This is a genomic window from Burkholderia sp. ABCPW 14 (assembly GCF_001523835.1).
GTDB lineage: Bacteria > Pseudomonadota > Gammaproteobacteria > Burkholderiales > Burkholderiaceae > Burkholderia > Burkholderia mayonis.
In genome coordinates, this window is record NZ_LOVS01000112.1 from 1 (window position 1) to 16,304 (window position 16,304).

The window sequence follows — 16,304 nt, forward strand, 5'->3', positions numbered from 1 at the left end:
GCTTACCCTCGCTGTTCTCCTGCTCGAGCACGCATTGGGCCGTGTGGATTTCCCACGGGTTGCCGGTGCGCTTCGAGATACCGCTACGGGCGATTACTTGGAGAATGGTCAACTTTTGCTTGCTCATAAACGGCTCCTTTTTAGGACTGCTATTGGTAATGACTAGAGCCACTCAGGCTCGTGACACATGCGCAACGAAGGCGCTAATCAAAAAGGTGGACGCTATGTCAGCCGTCCACAAAACACCGCACTATCCGAGGGCGGAGAGTCGCGCGGCGCACTACAGGGGGAATGGATTACGAGACTGGGAGACTTCCACCGGAACCAGCGTGCAAAAATCCGGCTTGCGGCCTGCCCGCAGCAGTTCGGCGCGGGCCTTTTCGCGAGCACCGTCGGCACTCCGAGCGCTCACATCGATGACCGCAACGCGGTTGTTACCGCACTGCGTGTAGGCATGAACTTGGTATTTCGGCAAGACCTACCCCCGCTTGGTTGCGATCTGACCCCGTCAGCGCGGGGTTTACCTTTCCGGGCAGCCTGATAGACTGCGATCTACACGGCCTAGAATCTACATGGCCTAGATTAATCTACATGCCATAGATCGTCAAGGAGAGACGTATGCGGATCGCAAAATATCTGGACGAACTGCAAAAGGTACTTGGAGTAGAGAACGATAAAGAACTGGCTCAGCGCATGGGATGGTCGCATAGCGTCCCGAGCCATTGGAGAAATGGACGCAGCAGCATGAACAACGAAACCTGTCTGCGAATCGCTGAAGTGCTAGGGATGGAAAATCCGTTGCCAGTCATCATGGCCGCAGATATGGACCGTGCCGAGAAGGCCGGCCAACATTCGCTTTGGGAAAGTTTTTTGCCGAAGCTGGCGGGCGTTAGTCTTGCCACTCTTCTGCTCGCGAGTGTCACAAATTTTATGACACCTACCACCGCGAACGCCGCCACGACAATGGAAAAGGGGACGGCCTTTTTACAATCTATCAATTATCGAACTTTTAGATTGTAGTGGCTAGATTGAAATGTCCGCTTTCGTGCCGCGTAAGCTGTTCGGCCGCCGGGTGTCCGGCGCCGGAGGCTGCGATGGCTGCAACGGAGCGAATCACGATGACGGCGCGCGAGCTGGCGCAGCGGCACGCCGCGCATCATGCAATGGGCAGACGCACCGTAGCCGCGAGCCCGCCGCTGTCGCGCAGCGACAGATCGAGCCGGCCGCCGTGCTGACGTGCGATGCGTTCGGCGATCGCGAGCCCAAGGCCCGTGCCGCCCGATGGACGGTCGGGCCGCTCGACGCGCCGAAACGGTTGCGTAAGAAGCGGCAGCGCGTCTTCCGGCACGCCGGGCCCGGCATCCTCGACGCGGATCACGACCCGCCCGCCCTCCACCGAGGTGCGCACCGACAGCCCGACCCGCCCGTGTATCGCCGCGTTGTGCATCAGGTTCATCAGCAGACGCTGCATGCCGACCGGACGAAACCGCATCGCCGGCAGCGGCGCGAGCCGCATGCCGAACCGATATCCGAGGCCGGTGTAGTCCGCGACGAGCTGCTCGATCAGCGCATTCAGGTCGCCCGGCAACACCGCTTCGCCGTCCCCGCTGCGCGCGAAATCGATGAACTGCTCGACGATCGCGTCGATCTCCGCGACGAAGCGCTCGGCGCTCTCTCGCGGCGAATCGAATGCCTCCGGCGCGGCGATCGCCATCCGCAGCTTCGTGAGCGGCGTGCGGATGTCGTGCGAGATACCCGCCAGCATTTCGGCGCGGGTCGTCTCCATGACGGCGAGCGACGCGACCATCCGGTTGAACGCATCGGCGACCATCGCCAGCTCGACGGGCCCCGAAACGGGCACGGCGTCGGGCCACTTACCACGTTCGATCGTCGCCGCAGCGCGCGACAGGCGTCGCAGCGGCACCGTCGTATCGCGCTGGATCATCCAGGCGCCGAATACCGGAAAGGTCGCGAACGCCAGCAACAGGCACGCGATACTCCACGGTTGCGCACTTCCGATATGCGTCGTGACGGGCAGCGCGACCCAGTAGGTGTCGCGGTCGATCGCGAGCCTGACCCAGAACCGGTGTTGCGGGCCGCCCTCCCACAGCACCAGCGTACCCGGCGTCAGCCGCGCGGCGAGCTGTGTCACGAAGCGGCGGATCTGGTAACCGCGCGGCACGGCGGTCAGATCCCGCTCGGGCGGGCTCTGCAGACCGCCGTTCATCGCGATGACTTCGCGTCGACGCTCCGGCTCCGGCCGCGCGGCCAGCAGCCGTTCGACGGTTTTCGTCTGCGAAGCGACCACCGACGCGATCTCGTCGATCCTCGGCAACTGGATCAGCAGGAAATAGATCACGGCCGTCGTCACATGACTCGCGACGACGATGCAGACCAGCAACAGCAGGTTGCGCCCGAGCAGCGTGCGTGGCCACGGCACTTTCATGATTCCAGCTCCGCGACGAGCATGTAGCCGATACCCCATACCGTCCGGATATGGCGCGGCGCCGACGCGTCGGCTTCGATGATCTGTCGCAGGCGCAGTACCTGCACGTCGACGCTGCGCGTGTTCGCATCGTAGTTCGGACCGCGCGCCCGCTCGATCAGGTTCGCACGGCTCACGGGCCGGTTCGGGGTTTGCGCGAGCGCGCACAGAAGACGCATCTCGGCCGACCCGACCTCGACCGCGACGCCGCTGGGCCCGCCAAGTTCCTGGCGTCCGGTGTCGAGTTGATATCCGCCGAAACGCAGTATCGCCCCCCCGCTTTCCTGCAGCACGCCATCGCGCAGATCGCGCTGACGCAGCGTGACCTGCTGACGGCGCAGCATCGCGCGAATGCGAGCCAGCAGCTCGCGCGGCAGGAACGGTTTCGCCAGATAGTCGTCCGCGCCCAGTTCGAGCCCGACCACACGATCGACCGGATCGCCGCGCGCCGTCAGCATGAGGATCGGGATCGTTTGTCCCTGCGCGCGCAGCCGTCGGCAGACGGCCAGCCCGTCCTCGCCGGGCATCATGATGTCGAGAATCAGCAGATCGTATGGCTCACGCTCGAGAAAGACGTCGAGCTGGGCGCTATTCTTCGCCGACCGAACATCGAAGCCGTGCGACGCCAGAAAGCGCTGCAGTATGTTTCGGATCTCCGCTTCGTCGTCCAGGACGATGATGCGGCCCGGCGGGATGTCATTCGGGCGAGCGGTGGTGTTCGGCATCACGGCCGGGCGATTTCCTGTGCTGAAAAGATGAACGGGCGCCGTCACGCCCGATCAACGCGGGTTGCGCGCGGCGAACTGCTTGAGATCGGCGAGCGTGATGTAACCCTTGTGCGCCGTGTCGATCTGGTCGAAATGCTGTGCGACGCGAGGCATGCCGGCCTGCGCTTCCGCGCGTGTCAGCTTGCCATCGTGATCGACGTCAGCCGCCGTGAAGCGCGCCTCGAGCTTCTGCTGCATGGCAGCATCCTGCTGCGCTATCGCGTTCGACACCAGGACGAAAGACGCGCCAAGAGCGGCTACGAGCATCAGACTAAAACGGTTCATTCTATTCTCCTTGGTAAAGATGGCAAAAAAAGTCGCTTTTCGCCAGTGGCGAATTGCGGAACGCTAAAGTGAGTGGCGATTTCGGTCTGTTACAACTCGATGTCAAGTCATGTCACGGTACGCCGCGACGAGCCCATCAGAAGCGGTAAGCGACCCCCATCGAGCCGAACACGCTTGCCCGCCGCTCGACGATCGGGCTGTCGGCCGCGTCGCCCACGAGCGTGCCTACGCCCACGCTCGCGCGTGCTGACCAGTGCGCGTCGAGCCTGTGCTCGAGCGACACCCGCAGATCCGTGCGCTGGAAGCCCGACGACGGCGTATAAGTCGGCAGATGGGCGGCACTGGCCGCCGCCTGCGCGTCGTCGATGCCGAATTCGGTTTGCGCGGCCGAGCGGTTGGCCCAGACCGTGCTCAGCGACGCGGTCACGCGATCGCGCGGCCCGTCGAAGAGCCGGTATGCGAGCGCCAACGTTACGTGATTGCCGTAGCCTGAATGGGCCGACTGCAGGAAGCGCACGTTGGCGCTCGCCGGGCCCGCTTGCCAGCGAACGAACGCGCCGTAGAGAAAGCTGTTCGCGATGTCGCCGGTGCCGTTCAGGACCGCCGCGTCGTCCTCCTTGCGACCGAGCCCCAGGCCGACGAGCGGACCGATCGAAAGGTTCGGCGTGACCGACCACGCGGCGCCGGCCTCGAGACCGCTCGCGAAGACACTCCAGTTCGACGCGGAACGGCCGGCCAACGCCACCACCGGCAGTGGTACCACGCGATAGCTGCTCGCGCCCGCGTAGCGCGGCACCGCGACCAGGTCCAGGCCGACGCTGCCCGTCGCGGAAGACTGGGCGAATGCGTGAGTATTGCCGACGAGGGCCTGAAGCGCGAGCGCGGCCGCGACGGCGCCGCGACGCGCGGCGACGCGCGCCGGCCCGTCGAATCGAGTCGTACGAGTCAACATCGAATGGTATTCCTTGCAAGGCGTTCGGATGGATTGCCAGCGGTGTCGCGCATGCCCCATGTCCGGGCTCGGACGCGCACCGTATCCGGCGGTAGGAAAGAAAGCGGCGCGACGCTGTCGTGACGGTCGGGGGACGCGTCCGCCTGCCGCGCCGATCGGATCGGCCGATCCGATGCTCAGGACCAGTGTCCCGTGACCCAGACGCCCCCGACCCAATGTTCGGGCACCCAGACGCGCGGACGGACGACAACCGCGGGCGCCGGGGCCGGCACAACCGCAACTGTGGCCGGTGCCGCGACCACGGCGGGCGCCACGACGGTGACAGAAGGCGGTGGCGCGACGACGGCGACGCGCGGAGCGCCCGCGACCACCACACCACCCGTCGCCACTGTCCCGCCGCGCGGTCCCGTCACGCTGGTCGTCGTCGTCACGACGCCGGGCGCGACTCGCGTCGCCGTGTCCGTCCAACTGACGGAATGGCCATTGGGGCCGCTGGCACTCGCCGAATGCGTACACCCGCCGCCAGCGCAATTCGTGCTGGCCGTATGCGTATAGGTGCCGTTCGCCCCCGTGACCGTCTCGGTCGACGAATAGTGGCCGGGCGACGACCGCGTGACGCTGCCGGCCGTGTCGATCGTCTGCCCGTGGGGCGTGGTCACGCTGCCGTCGTGCGTGCAAGTGCCGCCGCCGCAGTTCGTCGTCCCGCTGTGCTCATAGCGGCCGCCGCGCGGACCGACGGTCGTTCCCGTATTGGCGAACTGCCCCGGCCCCGTATGCGTGACCGTGCCGTAATTCGTCGTCAGGCCGCCGCGCGGGCCGACGAACGCGCTACCGTGCGTGCAGCTGCCGCCGCCGCAGGATGCGCCCCGGACCGACGCCTCGCGACCGTATCCGGATACGCCGGCGAGGGCCGGCTCGATGCCGAGCGCGATCAGCAGCGATGCGCAGGCGGCCAGATGGATTTTCTTCATGCGGACTCTCCCGAGACGGATTGGGTGACTCGATGCCTCGCAATGTAGAGAGTCCGGTCCGAAAAAGCTGTTAGCAATTCATGTCAGACAATGTCGTGAATCCGTTGAAACGAGATGACATGGTTTCCCAACAGATTTTCATCGGTATTGCTTCTAGTCTGCCGATGTCGTCCTGGCCGCGGCCAGCCGATCCCTTTCTGATCAAGGAACTGCCATGAAACTGCATGCATCGTTTGCCGCCGCAAGCGGCCTCGCGCTCGCGCTGGTTGCCCCCTCCTCATTCGCCGGTGTCGCCGTCGGCATCACGGTGCCGGTCGCTGTGCCGGTCGCTGTGCCGGTCGTCGCGGCGGCGCCCGCGGTGCCCGTCTACGTCGTGCCGCCCGTGATCGCGCCGCCTCCCGTCGTCGCCCCGCCGTCGGCTGTCGTGGTGACGCCCGCGTATGTCGCGCCCGTGCGGCCGGTGGTCGCGGGCCCCGTCGTCACGGTCCGTACGGGCTATTGGGTGCGCGGCCCGGTCGTCGTACGCTAAAGACATGCGTGCGGCGTTCCTCCCGGCCGCCCTCAGTGCAGCACCGCATGCCGCGCCGCCGGACGTTGCCGCGCTCGCGCAACGATACGGCTGCACAATATTCCTCGATGCGATCTGCGATCCGTCCGCGCAACTGCATGATTCGAGGTTGACGAAAGCGCTGTTATCGAACTCGTGTGCTATTCGCATTGAGTGGTAGCGAATCCTAATCGACGCTGCCCCGCCAGTTCGATCTTTTCCGACTGCGGGGCGTTTCTTGGGTTGTTGTTCAGGCCGTCCATGACCGTGACGATGCCTCGGCGCCATCCCCGCAAACCACAGATTTCAGACCGGCAGTTCGACGTCAGTCGTCTCGGCTTGCCCAAGCCGGTCCCACGGCGGAGTCGGCGTGAAATAGTCGGTCAGTTCTTCGACAACCGCCTGCACCTTCGGCGAAGGTCCGCGCGCGACCGGCCACAGCACGTGAATGGGCATGCAGCCGCCGGTGAAATCGGGCAGCACGATGTCGAGCCTGCCCGCGCGCAGATCGTCGGCAACGAGCCACGTCGGCAGGTACGCGAGCCCGTTGCCCGACAACACCGCGTCGCGCAGCGCATCGCCCTGGCCGATCGAATGCTTCGCCCGGATGTCCGCCGTCACCGCCGCGTTCCGTACGTCGGAAAATACCCAAGGTATCGCCCGTCCGTCGCGCGCGAACACGATGCAATCGTGACCGGTCAATTCGTCGATCGTCGCGGGGCGCCCTCGCACCGCGAGATACGCCGGCGACGCACACAACACCGAACGCTGAATCCCGAGCGGGCGACGAGCCGTGTTCGCGCTGTCGCGAAGCTCGCCGAGCCGCACGACCACGTCGACGCCTTCGTCGATCAGATCGACGAACCGATCCGTGAACGACACGTCGAGTTGCAGCAACGGATGCCGTTCGGCCAAATCGATCAGGACCGGCAACACCCAGCGCCTGCCGAATGAAGTCGACAAGCTCACGCGCAGCGGTCCCGCAACCTCATGGCGCCGCTGCGCGAGCACCGCTTCGACGTGGACGAGCTGATCAAGAATGCGCAGGCAGCTTTCGTAATACAGGCGGCCTTCCGTCGTGAGCGTCAGCGCGCGCGTCGTGCGCTCCAGCAGCCGCACGCCGAGCCGCTGCTCCAGCCGTGCGACGTTCTTGCCGACGGCGGACTTGGACAGGCCCACTCGACAGGCGGCTGCGGTAAAGCTGCCTGCCCCGACCGCGTGCACGAACGCCACCATGGCTTGAAGATGAGTCACTTTGATTCGGTTCATGAAATTGGCGACGAAATGGCGCAGATATGAGGAGCAGATATCGCCACTGCCGAGCGCCGCGCGCTCGTAGAATGAATGACAGGAATTCGCGATGGCGCGGGTTCGTTCTCGGGCGGGACAACAGATGGCGCAGACGATGAAGATCTGGGAACTCGACGCATTCGGCATTGACCGCCTCGCACTGGCGCAAAGACCCGTGCCGAAACCCGGCGCCGGAGAATTGCTCGTGCGCGTGGCAGCTGTGTCATTGAATTATCGAGACAAGCTCGTGATCGAAGGTCAGTTGATGTCGACACCGCCTGCGATGCCCTTCACGCCCGTCTCCGACATGTGCGGCGAAGTCGTCGAGACGGGCGCAAACGTCGAGCGCTTCAAATCGGGCGACCGCGTGATGGGCAATTTCTGGACGCCGTGGATCGGCGGCACGCTGCCTCCCGAGATGCGCACGTCGGAACGTTCGCTCGGCGGGCCGTTGCCCGGCATGCTCGCCGAATACGTCGTGCTGCCCGAATCGGCGGCCGTCATCGCGCCCGCGTCGCTGTCCGACGCCGAGGCATCGACGTTGCCCGTCGCCGGCGTGACCGCTTGGGTTGCGCTCGTCGAACGCGGACAGCTCGCGCCGGGACAGACCGTCGTCGTACAGGGTACCGGCGGCGTCGCACTCTTCGGCCTGCAGATCGCGCGCGCACTCGACGCGAAGGTCGTCGTGCTGTCCCGTCACGATGACAAGCTCGCTCGTGCGCGCACGCTCGGCGCATGGGCGGGCATCAACACGACGCGCACGCCGAAATGGGAGGATGCCGTCCTCGAGCTCACCGCCGGCCGGGGTGCGAACGTCATCGTCGAGCTCATCGGCGGCGACAATGTGTTGCATTCTGTCAGCGCGGTCGCGGATCATGGTCATATCGTCCAAGTCGGCTTTCTGGCGAGCCCGACGGTGCGCATCGACGCGATTTCGCTGATGCTGACGCGCGCGTCGATCCACGGTGTCTCGGTAGGCAGCCGGCAGTCATTCGACGCGCTCGTCCGCGCAATCGATCGGCACGCGATCAAGCCGATCATCGACTCGGTCTATCCGTTCTCCGACGTGCGCGCCGCATTCGAGCACCTCGACCGGGGGCCATTCGGCAAGATTGTCGTCTCCGTTCGCGGCTGACGTCGGCGGCCGCCTGAGCGGCGCGTCGCGTGCGCCGTCAGGTCGTCAGGTCAACGTCGAGAACATGTCCTTGCGATACGGGACGATCCGATCGTACTCGCCCGCCCGCACTTTCGCGGGCCACGCCGGGTCGGCCAGCAAAGCGCGGCCGAGCGCGATGCAATCCGCCCTGCCCGCCTCGACTCGCGCCACCGCACGATCGAGATTCTCGACGCCGACCGACAGCCCTTCCGCGCCGCGCACCTGCGCCGCCGAGAATGCGCTGTCGATCCCGATGCTACCGACCATGATCACCGGCTTGCCGGACAGCTTCCGGACGAGCGACGCGAGATCGGCGTCGCTTTCGGACGGAAACGCGGGCTCCCAGAAGCGGCGCGTGCTGACGTCGAAGATGTCGACACCCGCGGCAACGAGCGCATCGAGCATCGTCTTGAGCTCGCCCGACGATTCGACGATGCGCGCGGTGTAGTCCTGCACCTTCCATTGCGAGAATCTGAAGACGATCGGCACGCTCGCGCCGACTGCCTTGCGCACCGCCGCAGCCACCTCGGTCGACAGCCGCAGGCGGTTCTCGAGCGAGCCGCCGTATGCGTCGGCGCGCCTATTCATGTTCGTCCACAGGAATTGATCGAACAGATAGCCGTGCGCGCCATGCAGCTCGATCGCGTCGAAGCCGGTCTCGACCGCATCGTAGGCGGCGCGCGCGAACGACGCCGCGATATCGCGCGCGTCGGCGTCCGTCATCTTCTCGATCGTGACCACGCCGTCTTCGACGATGCGCTCGGGCCCGATGCCGGGCCATTCCGGATGAGGCGGCGTGCCGCGCCGATGCACGTTGCCGAGGTGCCAGAGCTGCGCCGCGATCGCGCTTCCGGCATCGTGCACGCCTTCCACGACGCGCTTCCAGCCGTCGAGCGCTGGCTGGCCGAAGCAATGCGGCACGTCGGCGAATCCGCTCGCGACCGGATGATCGACGTACGTTCCTTCGGTGATGATGAAGCCGACGCCGCCTTCGGCGCGCTTCGCGTAATAGCGTGCGACTTCGCGGCCGGGAATGCCGTTCGGCGATTGCCGCCGGGTCATCGGCGCCATGACGATACGGTTGGGCACGCGCAGGCCGCCCAGCGAAACCGGTTCAAAAATGATGTCGAAATTCGAGATGTTTGTCGTCGACATGGAGTCCTCGCCGGCTGACTATGTTGGGCGCACGCGACGCACGACGAACCGGCGCATCGCGTACGGCGGATGGATCGCATAGGCAATCGCGCGACCGGTGAGCCGGATCACGCGGCTTCGTCGTGCTGGAGGCTTTCGCGCGGATCGCGCCTGGCCGACAGTTTTTCCGAAACCAGGAACGCGAGCTCGAGCGCCTGCGATCCGTTCAGGCGCGGATCGCAATGCGTGTGATAGCGTTCGCACAACTGATCGTCTCGAATCTGCTGCCCGCCGCCCGTGCATTCCGTCACGTCGGTTCCCGTCATTTCGAGATGCAGGCCGCCCGCATGCGTGCGTTCCGCCTCGTGGACATCGAAGAAGCGCTCGACCTCGAGCAAAATGCTCTCGAAGCGGCGCGTCTTGTATCCGGATGCCGACTTGATCGTGTTGCCGTGCATCGGATCGATCGACCAGATCACTTCGCGCCCTTCGCTCTTCGTCATTCGCACGAGGCGCGGCAGCAACTCGGGAAGCTTTTCGGCGCCCATTCTCGCGATCAGCGTGAGGCGGCCCGGCTCGTTGTCCGGGTTGAGCGCGTCGATCAGCCGCAACAGATCGTCGGGCTCGATCGTCGGGCCGCATTTGAGCCCGATCGGATTCGAGACGCCGCGCAGGAACTCGATGTGCGCGTCGTCGGCGCCGCGCGTGCGCTCGCCGATCCACAGCATGTGCGCGGAGCAGTCGTACCATTCCTCCGTCAGCGCATCCTGTCGAGTCAACGCCTCTTCGTAATGCAGGAGCAGTGCGTCGTGGCTCGTATAGAGATCGGTTTCGCGCAGCGAGCGCACCGACTCCGGCGATACGCGGCACGCGTTCATGAACACGAGCGCCTGTTCGATGCGGCACGCGATCTGCCGATAACGCTGCCCCTGCGGCGCGGACGCGACGAAGCCGGCATTCCATTCCTGCACTTGACGCATGTCGGCGAATCCGCCGTGGCTCAACGCGCGCAGCAGGTTGAGCGTTGCCGCTGCCTGGGAATAGGCCTTGAGCACGCGCTCGGGGTCCGGTCGCCTCGCGGCCGCCGTGAATTCGATGCCATTGATGATGTCGCCGCGATAGCTCGGCAGCGTGACGTCGCCGACCGTTTCGTCGGGCGAACTGCGCGGCTTCGCGAACTGCCCTGCGATGCGGCCTACCTTGACGACGGGAAGCCCGGTGCTGAATGCAAGCACCGTCGACATCTGCAGGAACACGCGGAGCAAATCGCGCACCGCATTCGGATGAAACTCGGCGAACGACTCTGCGCAATCTCCCCCTTGCAGAAGGAAGGCCTTGCCGCGCGCGACGTCCGCGAGTTGCGCCTTGAGATCGCGAATTTCTGATGCGAGCACGAGCGGCGGCAACCGCCTCAGTTGCTCCTCCGACGCCGCGAGCTTCGCCGAGTCGGGATAGCTCGGCACCTGGTGGATCGGCCGATCGCGCCAGGAGGACGGGGACCAGTCAGCATGCGTCATGGCGGCCCTCTTGCGTTCCGGCCGGCTCGACATGCGAACCGCGGTCGCCGCTCGACGTGCCGGAGAAGGATCGGCGGCCCGCTTCGGCGTGCAACTCCGCCTCGGGAGATGTCCGGTTCGCGGGAAGCGTTGCGCCAATCAACACATCGAAATCGTAGTGATCCACAGTCAGGCTCCGACAAAGCAGATGATCTCCCGCAGCACATGCCCGCGGGTCCTTGCCTCACTCCAGCCTACTTAATTTATTGCGACCGCCGTCTTTCTCCGCCGGCGCGGCCGCATTATGTCGGCGCGCCGACGCCGTCATGCGCGTTGGAACGCTTGGCTGACGACTCGCGCGCCGCATTCGCCGCGCGGGACAGCCGCAATCATCGCGTCGCCGTTTCCGGAAAAATCTGATTGACCACCTGGTATGCGAGCGCCGTCCAGTATTCGCTCGCATCGTCCGCGACGAGCTTTGCCTCTTCTTCGGCAAGCCGCACGACGCCGGGATCAAGCAGGAAATCCTCGAGATCGTTGATCGACGTGAACGCGAGGATCGACACACCGTCGATCGTGTGCCCGACCGGATGGAAGAACGGCTGCCCTTCCTGCGTCGGACCGATGTTGTGCAACTGAACGTAGCGCCTGACATAGCGGCTCGTCGCCGGCTGGGCGAGCACCTGCTTCGCGTGCTGGTTCAACCACGCGTCGTGGAAATCGGCGCGAGACAGCGATGCCTTGCGGCCCGCGACCCTGACGAGCAAAAACGACTCGCGCTGCGTTTCGCTCGGCACGATGATGTGCTGCCGAGCGAGCACCGGACACAGCTCGCGGAAAATCGCCTGATCCTCGGGCAAGACCTTTGCCGCGATTTCCGGCTGACTGAATACCGCCTGCAACCCTTCGACGTTCTCGAAGCCGAGGTATGCGATGCCGTCCCATTGCGGACGGCGGTATTCGGGAATATGGCCGATCACGGTATCGAACAGCTTGCCGTTACGGTCGACGGGCGGCTCGTAAGGCAGCGGCGCGCCGCTCGATGGGCCGGCTGGCAACCGGTGAATCTGGTCATAGCGCAGCAAATGCTGGATGCCGTTCGCTTCGGGCGGCTGAGCATAGACGAAGCGCGGTCCGTGCACCTTTCGCCAATATTCGGTCCATTTTTCGAACGCAAGGTTCGGGTTGCGCTCGAAGGCGCTCGTTTCGACGGCGGGATCCTTGATCAGTTCGCCCGTGGGGTTCAGCAGCAGGTTCGGATCTCTGCGGCGCTCGTCGAGCGGCGCGTTATCCGCGCGGGACAGCAGCGAGCAGATGACCGTCAAAGGCTCATCGTACGAACGGTAGGTTTTCAGATAAGGCGAACGAAACTGATTTTCGGCGGAAGTACTGGACACGACGGACTCCTGCTCTCCGGAATGGATGATCGCATTGCAGACGCTCACCCCGCCGCCGTGCGCCGCATGACCCACGGCAAACAGCGAGAACGCACGGGCGAGGTCTCGCAACAACTTTGCATTGCTTATCGTTTAATCAACGTGTTGAGCGAATCGAGCCGGCCGCGAGCGCGGTGCGCCCACGCATCACGACCGACTGCGCCGACCGAACGGCGGCCGCATGCGGCCTCTCGCTCACACCCTCGGGTTCTGGATGCGACGGAAGGATCGGCGAGCCGGGCTCGCGCCGATGGCACGGGCCCGAGCGACAGGGCCGGCCATTTCGCTCTGCCCGGCGAAATCGATCCGTGCGAACAATAATCGCACGAGATTAGATCGCATGCAATCTAATTTGATGGGCCGCTGATGCACCGACGCGCAAGCGGTCCCGCGCATCGGCGTGAGCCGCTCAAGCCGGTGACGCGGGGCGTGGGCGATACCCTTCTTCGTCTTCCGAATCGTCGTCCTGATCGACGCGGCTCGCCGGATGGACGACCGCTCGCGCGGCTCCGGACAGCACGGTCGCTCCATCGAGCTGCCACGCCCTGCCGCTGAAACGTACGACGTCGCCCCGGAGCCCGGCATGCGGTTCGACCGCCTCCACTCGCCACGCAAGCAGGCACGTGCTGCCGGGCTCGGGCGTGCGCCGGCAGTCGACCGTGAACGACAACAGCGAACTCGTGTCGTGCTCCGCCGCGAACATGAAGAACAGCCTGGAGAACGCGGACGCGAGCGCCGCCTGATCGGAGAGGCGATGCATCGACACGTCGTCTTTCGGCGGCCGAATCGCGCTGCGCGCGTCGTGTCGCGCGACTGTGCGCAGCGCAACCCAATCGCTGCGCGTTTCTCCAATCGAGTATCGGAACCGTGCCATTTCTTCTCCCGGAAATGAGGGGTGCATCAGCCGCCGTTTCGACGCAAAATCCACCTCCAAAGTCCCACTTTTACATCGTGGTGATATTAGTCGCTTGAGATGTATAGTGGCGAACATAGCGGAAATCGACAAACAATTTCGCGCTCGAGGAGGTATCCGGATGGGACGCTTTTCCGTCGAACGGTTCGACGTAGTCGGCATGGGGTTCGTGGATGGCTCGACCGCGCGCGCGGCCGGGAAACGCCGCCCCGGAAAAGTCGCAGGATCGGCTTGCGCGGGCGACGCGATCGGCGTGTGCGTTCGCATCCGTGAAGCAGCGCTTGGGCGAAGCCGAGAACGCGTCAACTCGGTGGTTACCAGTACCGGGCCCACACGAATGGCGACGACATATATGCTATATTGGAAAGATTGTTCTACAAGCCGTGCGCATGTTGCAAAGCCCGAGGGCGGCAGCATTCGCGGACGTTGCCCGGCAAGCGCGACGCACTGCGTCCCCCGCTATTCGCGGCGGCCCGCACGCGCCGAATACCGTTTATTTTTGAGTTGGTCACGTTGAATGTCTTCCAGTTTGCTCTCTCTCGCTGAAGATACGTTCTGCCTGCGCCTCCAGCGAGCAGCGCGCATGTGGCGCAAGGTCGCGGACGTCGAACTTAGCAAGCTGAATCTCTCCGAAGCAACCTCCACGCCGCTGTGGCTCATCTACAAGCTCGGGGAAGGTCTGCGCCAGCGCACGCTGGCCGAGCATCTCGGCATCGAAGGCCACTCGCTCGTCCGCTTGCTCGATCAGCTCGAGGAAGCCGGACTCGTCGTGCGCCGCGACGACACGTCGGACCGCCGCGCGAAGACGCTGTATCTGACCGAAGCCGGTCGTCGGGTCGGCGAGCAGGTCGATACGATGGTCAAGCACATCAAGGGCAAGCTGTTGCACGGCGTCGCCGCCGATCAGCTCGCGCTCGTCGATTCGGTGCTGAACACCATCGCGACTTCCGCCGAGGAGTAAGGGGTGCGGCGCTGAGCGCCGGCCTCCGCCTCGTCAGAATCGCTCCGCTTCGCTCTCGCCCCTCTTCTCCCGCCTCTCCCCTCCTGCCGCGCCGACATCGGCGCTCGTATCCGTTCATCGACTTCCATCCAACTGTCCGCCGCCTCGCCGGCGTGATCTTGGCATCGCGTTTTCGTGCTTCGTCGCGCGAGCCGGTCGAGCGCCGGTCACCACGCTGGACGCACTTTTAGGCGAACAAATTATGGTGTATTGCGATTAAATCGCTCATGATTTATTCTCGCTAGCGGATTGTTCCTGTGTTCAATCCGGACTCCCATTTACGCGAGCATCGTCGTTGACTCGTTGCTGCACCGGGCGAAGGACGGCGATTGCGCCATCGAACCATGTTCAGGGCGATTCGATGAGTGATCTTTCCGGTGTAGAAGAACGTTCCCGCGAACGGCAAGCGCAAGCGGCAGAGCCCCCAGCTCATATCCGGCGGATTCGGGAACTGCTGGACCCGGGCTCGTTTCGCGAGCTCGACGCCCTCGCCGAGCACGATTGCACCTGGTTCGGCGCGGATCGCCGAAAGCAGCGAGGCGACGGCATCGCGACAGGCCATGGCACGATCGACCAACGTCCCGTCCTCGTCTACGCGCACGACGGCGGCTTTCTCGGCGGCAGCTCGAGCCGCGTACACGCGCTGAAGATCGGCAAGGTGCTGGATCTCGCGCTGCGCATCGGCGTGCCGGTCGTCGCGCTCAATCATTCGTCAGGCCTGCGCATCCATGAAGGCGTCGACGCCGACTCCCAGTTCAGTCACGTGTTCTACAAGACGGTGCGCGCATCGGGCGTCGTGCCGCAGGTGTCGCTGATTCTCGGCGACTGCGTCGGCGGCGCGGCCTATACGCCCGCGCTCACCGACTTCATCGTGATGGTCGATCAGGAGTCCGCGCTGTTTCTGACGGGCCCCGCGGTGATTCGGCGCGCGACCGGCGAGGAAGTCACGAAGGAGGAAATCGGCGGCGGCCATCTGCACGCGGCCGAGACCGGTCTCGCGCACTTTCTCGCCGAATCCGGCGACGAGGCGCTCGCGCTCGCGCGCGAACTGCTTTCGTATCTGCCGCAGAACAACGCGTCGCCCGTTCCGCCGACGCACGGGCCGGCAACGCTGCCTCGCGCGCTCGACGGCATCGCCGACATCGTTCCCGTGAGCAAGACCGAGCCGTTCGACGTGCGGCAGGTGATCGAGCTGCTCGCCGACGACCGGGCGTTCCTCGAGGTGCACCGGCTCTATGCGCGCAACATCGTGGTGGGCTTTGCTCGCATCGGCGGCCAAAGCGTCGGCATCGTCGCGAACCAGTCGGCGTGGCTTGCCGGCTGCCTCGACATCGACGCATCGGAAAAGGCCGCGCGGTTCGTTCGCACCTGCGATGCGTTCGGCATCCCGATCCTCACGCTCGTCGACGTGCCGGGCTACCTGCCCGGCAAGCAGCAGGAGCGCTCGAACGTGATCGGCGCGGGCGCGAAGCTGATGCACGCGTACTGCGAAGCGGTCGTGCCGAAGGTCGCGGTGGTCTTGCGCAAGGCGTACGGCGGCGCGTATCCGACGCTCGCGAACCGGTCCGCGACGGACATGATCTATGCGTTTCCGTCTGCGGAGATATCGGTGATGGGGCCCGAGGCCGCGGTCGACGTGATCTTCCGCAAGGCGCTCGAGAACGCGCCGGACGCGGCCGAGCATCGCGGCCGCTTGATCGAAGAATATCGCGACGCGCATGCGAGCGCGCGCTATTCGGCGAGCCGCACCTATATCGAGGGACTCGTCGAGCCTGCCGAGCTGCGCAACGCGGTGATATCGACCTTCGCACTGCTTCGCGACAAGATTCCGGGCGCGCCGAGCCGCCGCCATTCGAACATTCAACTTTAAAG

At 64.9% G+C, this 16,304-nt stretch carries 15 protein-coding genes and 1 pseudogene; 5 read left to right on the forward strand and 11 right to left on the reverse strand.

Features of this window, described 5'->3' with window-relative positions; genetic code table 11:
* Positions 1 to 127: pseudogene (locus WS62_RS38225) on the reverse strand (cellulose synthase); the annotation flags it as partial.
* A 491-nt stretch (positions 128 to 618) separates the two neighbouring features.
* Here WS62_RS38225 and WS62_RS17345 point away from each other — a divergent pair.
* A complete protein-coding gene (locus WS62_RS17345) occupies positions 619 to 1,020 on the forward strand; it encodes a Cro/Cl family transcriptional regulator (protein ID WP_066573064.1) in 402 nt (133 codons plus the stop codon).
* 136 nt (positions 1,021 to 1,156) lie between these two features.
* Here WS62_RS17345 and WS62_RS17350 read toward each other — a convergent pair whose 3' ends face one another.
* The 5 genes from WS62_RS17350 to WS62_RS17370 form a co-directional block, all read right to left on the reverse strand.
* Entirely contained in the window at positions 1,157 to 2,446 is a 1,290-nt protein-coding gene (locus WS62_RS17350; protein ID WP_066573067.1) for an ATP-binding protein, read from the reverse strand.
* Positions 2,443 to 3,210, reverse strand: a complete 768-nt coding sequence (locus tag WS62_RS17355) for a response regulator (RefSeq protein ID WP_066573070.1) — start codon at positions 3,208 to 3,210, stop codon at positions 2,443 to 2,445. Before WS62_RS17355 ends, WS62_RS17350 begins: the two co-directional genes overlap by 4 nt.
* A gap of 54 nt (positions 3,211 to 3,264) precedes the next feature.
* The gene (locus WS62_RS17360; RefSeq protein WP_066573073.1) at positions 3,265 to 3,537 is read right to left on the reverse strand and encodes an EF-hand domain-containing protein; all 273 of its coding nucleotides are present in this window, start codon (positions 3,535 to 3,537) and stop codon (positions 3,265 to 3,267) included.
* A gap of 136 nt (positions 3,538 to 3,673) precedes the next feature.
* Positions 3,674 to 4,489: a MipA/OmpV family protein gene (locus WS62_RS17365; protein ID WP_066573075.1), complete on the reverse strand. Its 816-nt coding sequence runs from the start codon at positions 4,487 to 4,489 to the stop codon at positions 3,674 to 3,676.
* A gap of 176 nt (positions 4,490 to 4,665) precedes the next feature.
* Positions 4,666 to 5,460, reverse strand: a complete 795-nt coding sequence (locus tag WS62_RS17370; protein ID WP_066573078.1) for a heme utilization protein — start codon at positions 5,458 to 5,460, stop codon at positions 4,666 to 4,668.
* Positions 5,461 to 5,674: 214 nt separating this feature from the next.
* Between WS62_RS17370 and WS62_RS17375 the strand changes: the two genes are divergently transcribed.
* Entirely contained in the window at positions 5,675 to 5,989 is a 315-nt protein-coding gene (locus WS62_RS17375) for a hypothetical protein (RefSeq protein WP_066573081.1), read from the forward strand.
* Positions 5,990 to 6,313: 324 nt separating this feature from the next.
* On the opposite strand, the gene WS62_RS17380 is transcribed toward WS62_RS17375, so the two are convergent.
* Positions 6,314 to 7,261, reverse strand: coding sequence for a LysR family transcriptional regulator (locus WS62_RS17380; protein WP_231748325.1), 948 nt, complete (start codon positions 7,259 to 7,261; stop codon positions 6,314 to 6,316).
* 151 nt (positions 7,262 to 7,412) lie between these two features.
* On the opposite strand from WS62_RS17380, the gene WS62_RS17385 reads away from it, so the two are divergent.
* Positions 7,413 to 8,432: a zinc-dependent alcohol dehydrogenase family protein gene (locus tag WS62_RS17385; protein WP_231748326.1), complete on the forward strand. Its 1,020-nt coding sequence runs from the start codon at positions 7,413 to 7,415 to the stop codon at positions 8,430 to 8,432.
* A 45-nt stretch (positions 8,433 to 8,477) separates the two neighbouring features.
* Here WS62_RS17385 and WS62_RS17390 read toward each other — a convergent pair whose 3' ends face one another.
* The 4 genes from WS62_RS17390 to WS62_RS17405 form a co-directional block, all read right to left on the reverse strand.
* Positions 8,478 to 9,608: an oxidoreductase gene (locus WS62_RS17390; RefSeq protein WP_066573091.1), complete on the reverse strand. Its 1,131-nt coding sequence runs from the start codon at positions 9,606 to 9,608 to the stop codon at positions 8,478 to 8,480.
* A gap of 107 nt (positions 9,609 to 9,715) precedes the next feature.
* Positions 9,716 to 11,104, reverse strand: a complete 1,389-nt coding sequence (locus tag WS62_RS17395) for a class II 3-deoxy-7-phosphoheptulonate synthase (protein WP_066573094.1) — start codon at positions 11,102 to 11,104, stop codon at positions 9,716 to 9,718.
* A gap of 368 nt (positions 11,105 to 11,472) precedes the next feature.
* Positions 11,473 to 12,480, reverse strand: a complete 1,008-nt coding sequence (locus tag WS62_RS17400) for an EthD domain-containing protein (RefSeq protein WP_231748327.1) — start codon at positions 12,478 to 12,480, stop codon at positions 11,473 to 11,475.
* 448 nt (positions 12,481 to 12,928) lie between these two features.
* Complete coding sequence (locus WS62_RS17405; RefSeq protein WP_231748328.1) at positions 12,929 to 13,279, reverse strand: hypothetical protein; 351 nt, start codon at positions 13,277 to 13,279, stop codon at positions 12,929 to 12,931.
* A 736-nt stretch (positions 13,280 to 14,015) separates the two neighbouring features.
* Here WS62_RS17405 and WS62_RS17410 point away from each other — a divergent pair.
* The gene (locus WS62_RS17410) at positions 14,016 to 14,393 is read left to right on the forward strand and encodes a MarR family transcriptional regulator (RefSeq protein ID WP_059470039.1); all 378 of its coding nucleotides are present in this window, start codon (positions 14,016 to 14,018) and stop codon (positions 14,391 to 14,393) included.
* Positions 14,394 to 14,793: 400 nt separating this feature from the next.
* On the forward strand, positions 14,794 to 16,302 hold the full coding sequence (locus tag WS62_RS17415; RefSeq protein ID WP_066573100.1) for an acyl-CoA carboxylase subunit beta: 1,509 nt from the start codon (positions 14,794 to 14,796) through the stop codon (positions 16,300 to 16,302).
* The last annotated feature ends 2 nt before the right edge of the window (positions 16,303 to 16,304 follow it).

Coding starts and splice junctions, on each gene's coding strand:
- WS62_RS17345 (WP_066573064.1), top strand. CDS start 619: ATGCGGATCGCAAAATATCTGGACGAACTGCAAAAGGTACTTGGAGTA.
- WS62_RS17350 (WP_066573067.1), bottom strand. CDS start 2,446: ATGAAAGTGCCGTGGCCACGCACGCTGCTCGGGCGCAACCTGCTGTTG.
- WS62_RS17355 (WP_066573070.1), bottom strand. CDS start 3,210: ATGCCGAACACCACCGCTCGCCCGAATGACATCCCGCCGGGCCGCATC.
- WS62_RS17360 (WP_066573073.1), bottom strand. CDS start 3,537: ATGAACCGTTTTAGTCTGATGCTCGTAGCCGCTCTTGGCGCGTCTTTC.
- WS62_RS17365 (WP_066573075.1), bottom strand. CDS start 4,489: ATGTTGACTCGTACGACTCGATTCGACGGGCCGGCGCGCGTCGCCGCG.
- WS62_RS17370 (WP_066573078.1), bottom strand. CDS start 5,460: ATGAAGAAAATCCATCTGGCCGCCTGCGCATCGCTGCTGATCGCGCTC.
- WS62_RS17375 (WP_066573081.1), top strand. CDS start 5,675: ATGAAACTGCATGCATCGTTTGCCGCCGCAAGCGGCCTCGCGCTCGCG.
- WS62_RS17385 (WP_231748326.1), top strand. CDS start 7,413: ATGAAGATCTGGGAACTCGACGCATTCGGCATTGACCGCCTCGCACTG.
- WS62_RS17390 (WP_066573091.1), bottom strand. CDS start 9,608: ATGTCGACGACAAACATCTCGAATTTCGACATCATTTTTGAACCGGTT.
- WS62_RS17395 (WP_066573094.1), bottom strand. CDS start 11,104: ATGACGCATGCTGACTGGTCCCCGTCCTCCTGGCGCGATCGGCCGATC.
- WS62_RS17405 (WP_231748328.1), bottom strand. CDS start 13,279: ATGCATCGCCTCTCCGATCAGGCGGCGCTCGCGTCCGCGTTCTCCAGG.
- WS62_RS17410 (WP_059470039.1), top strand. CDS start 14,016: ATGTGGCGCAAGGTCGCGGACGTCGAACTTAGCAAGCTGAATCTCTCC.
- WS62_RS17415 (WP_066573100.1), top strand. CDS start 14,794: ATGAGTGATCTTTCCGGTGTAGAAGAACGTTCCCGCGAACGGCAAGCG.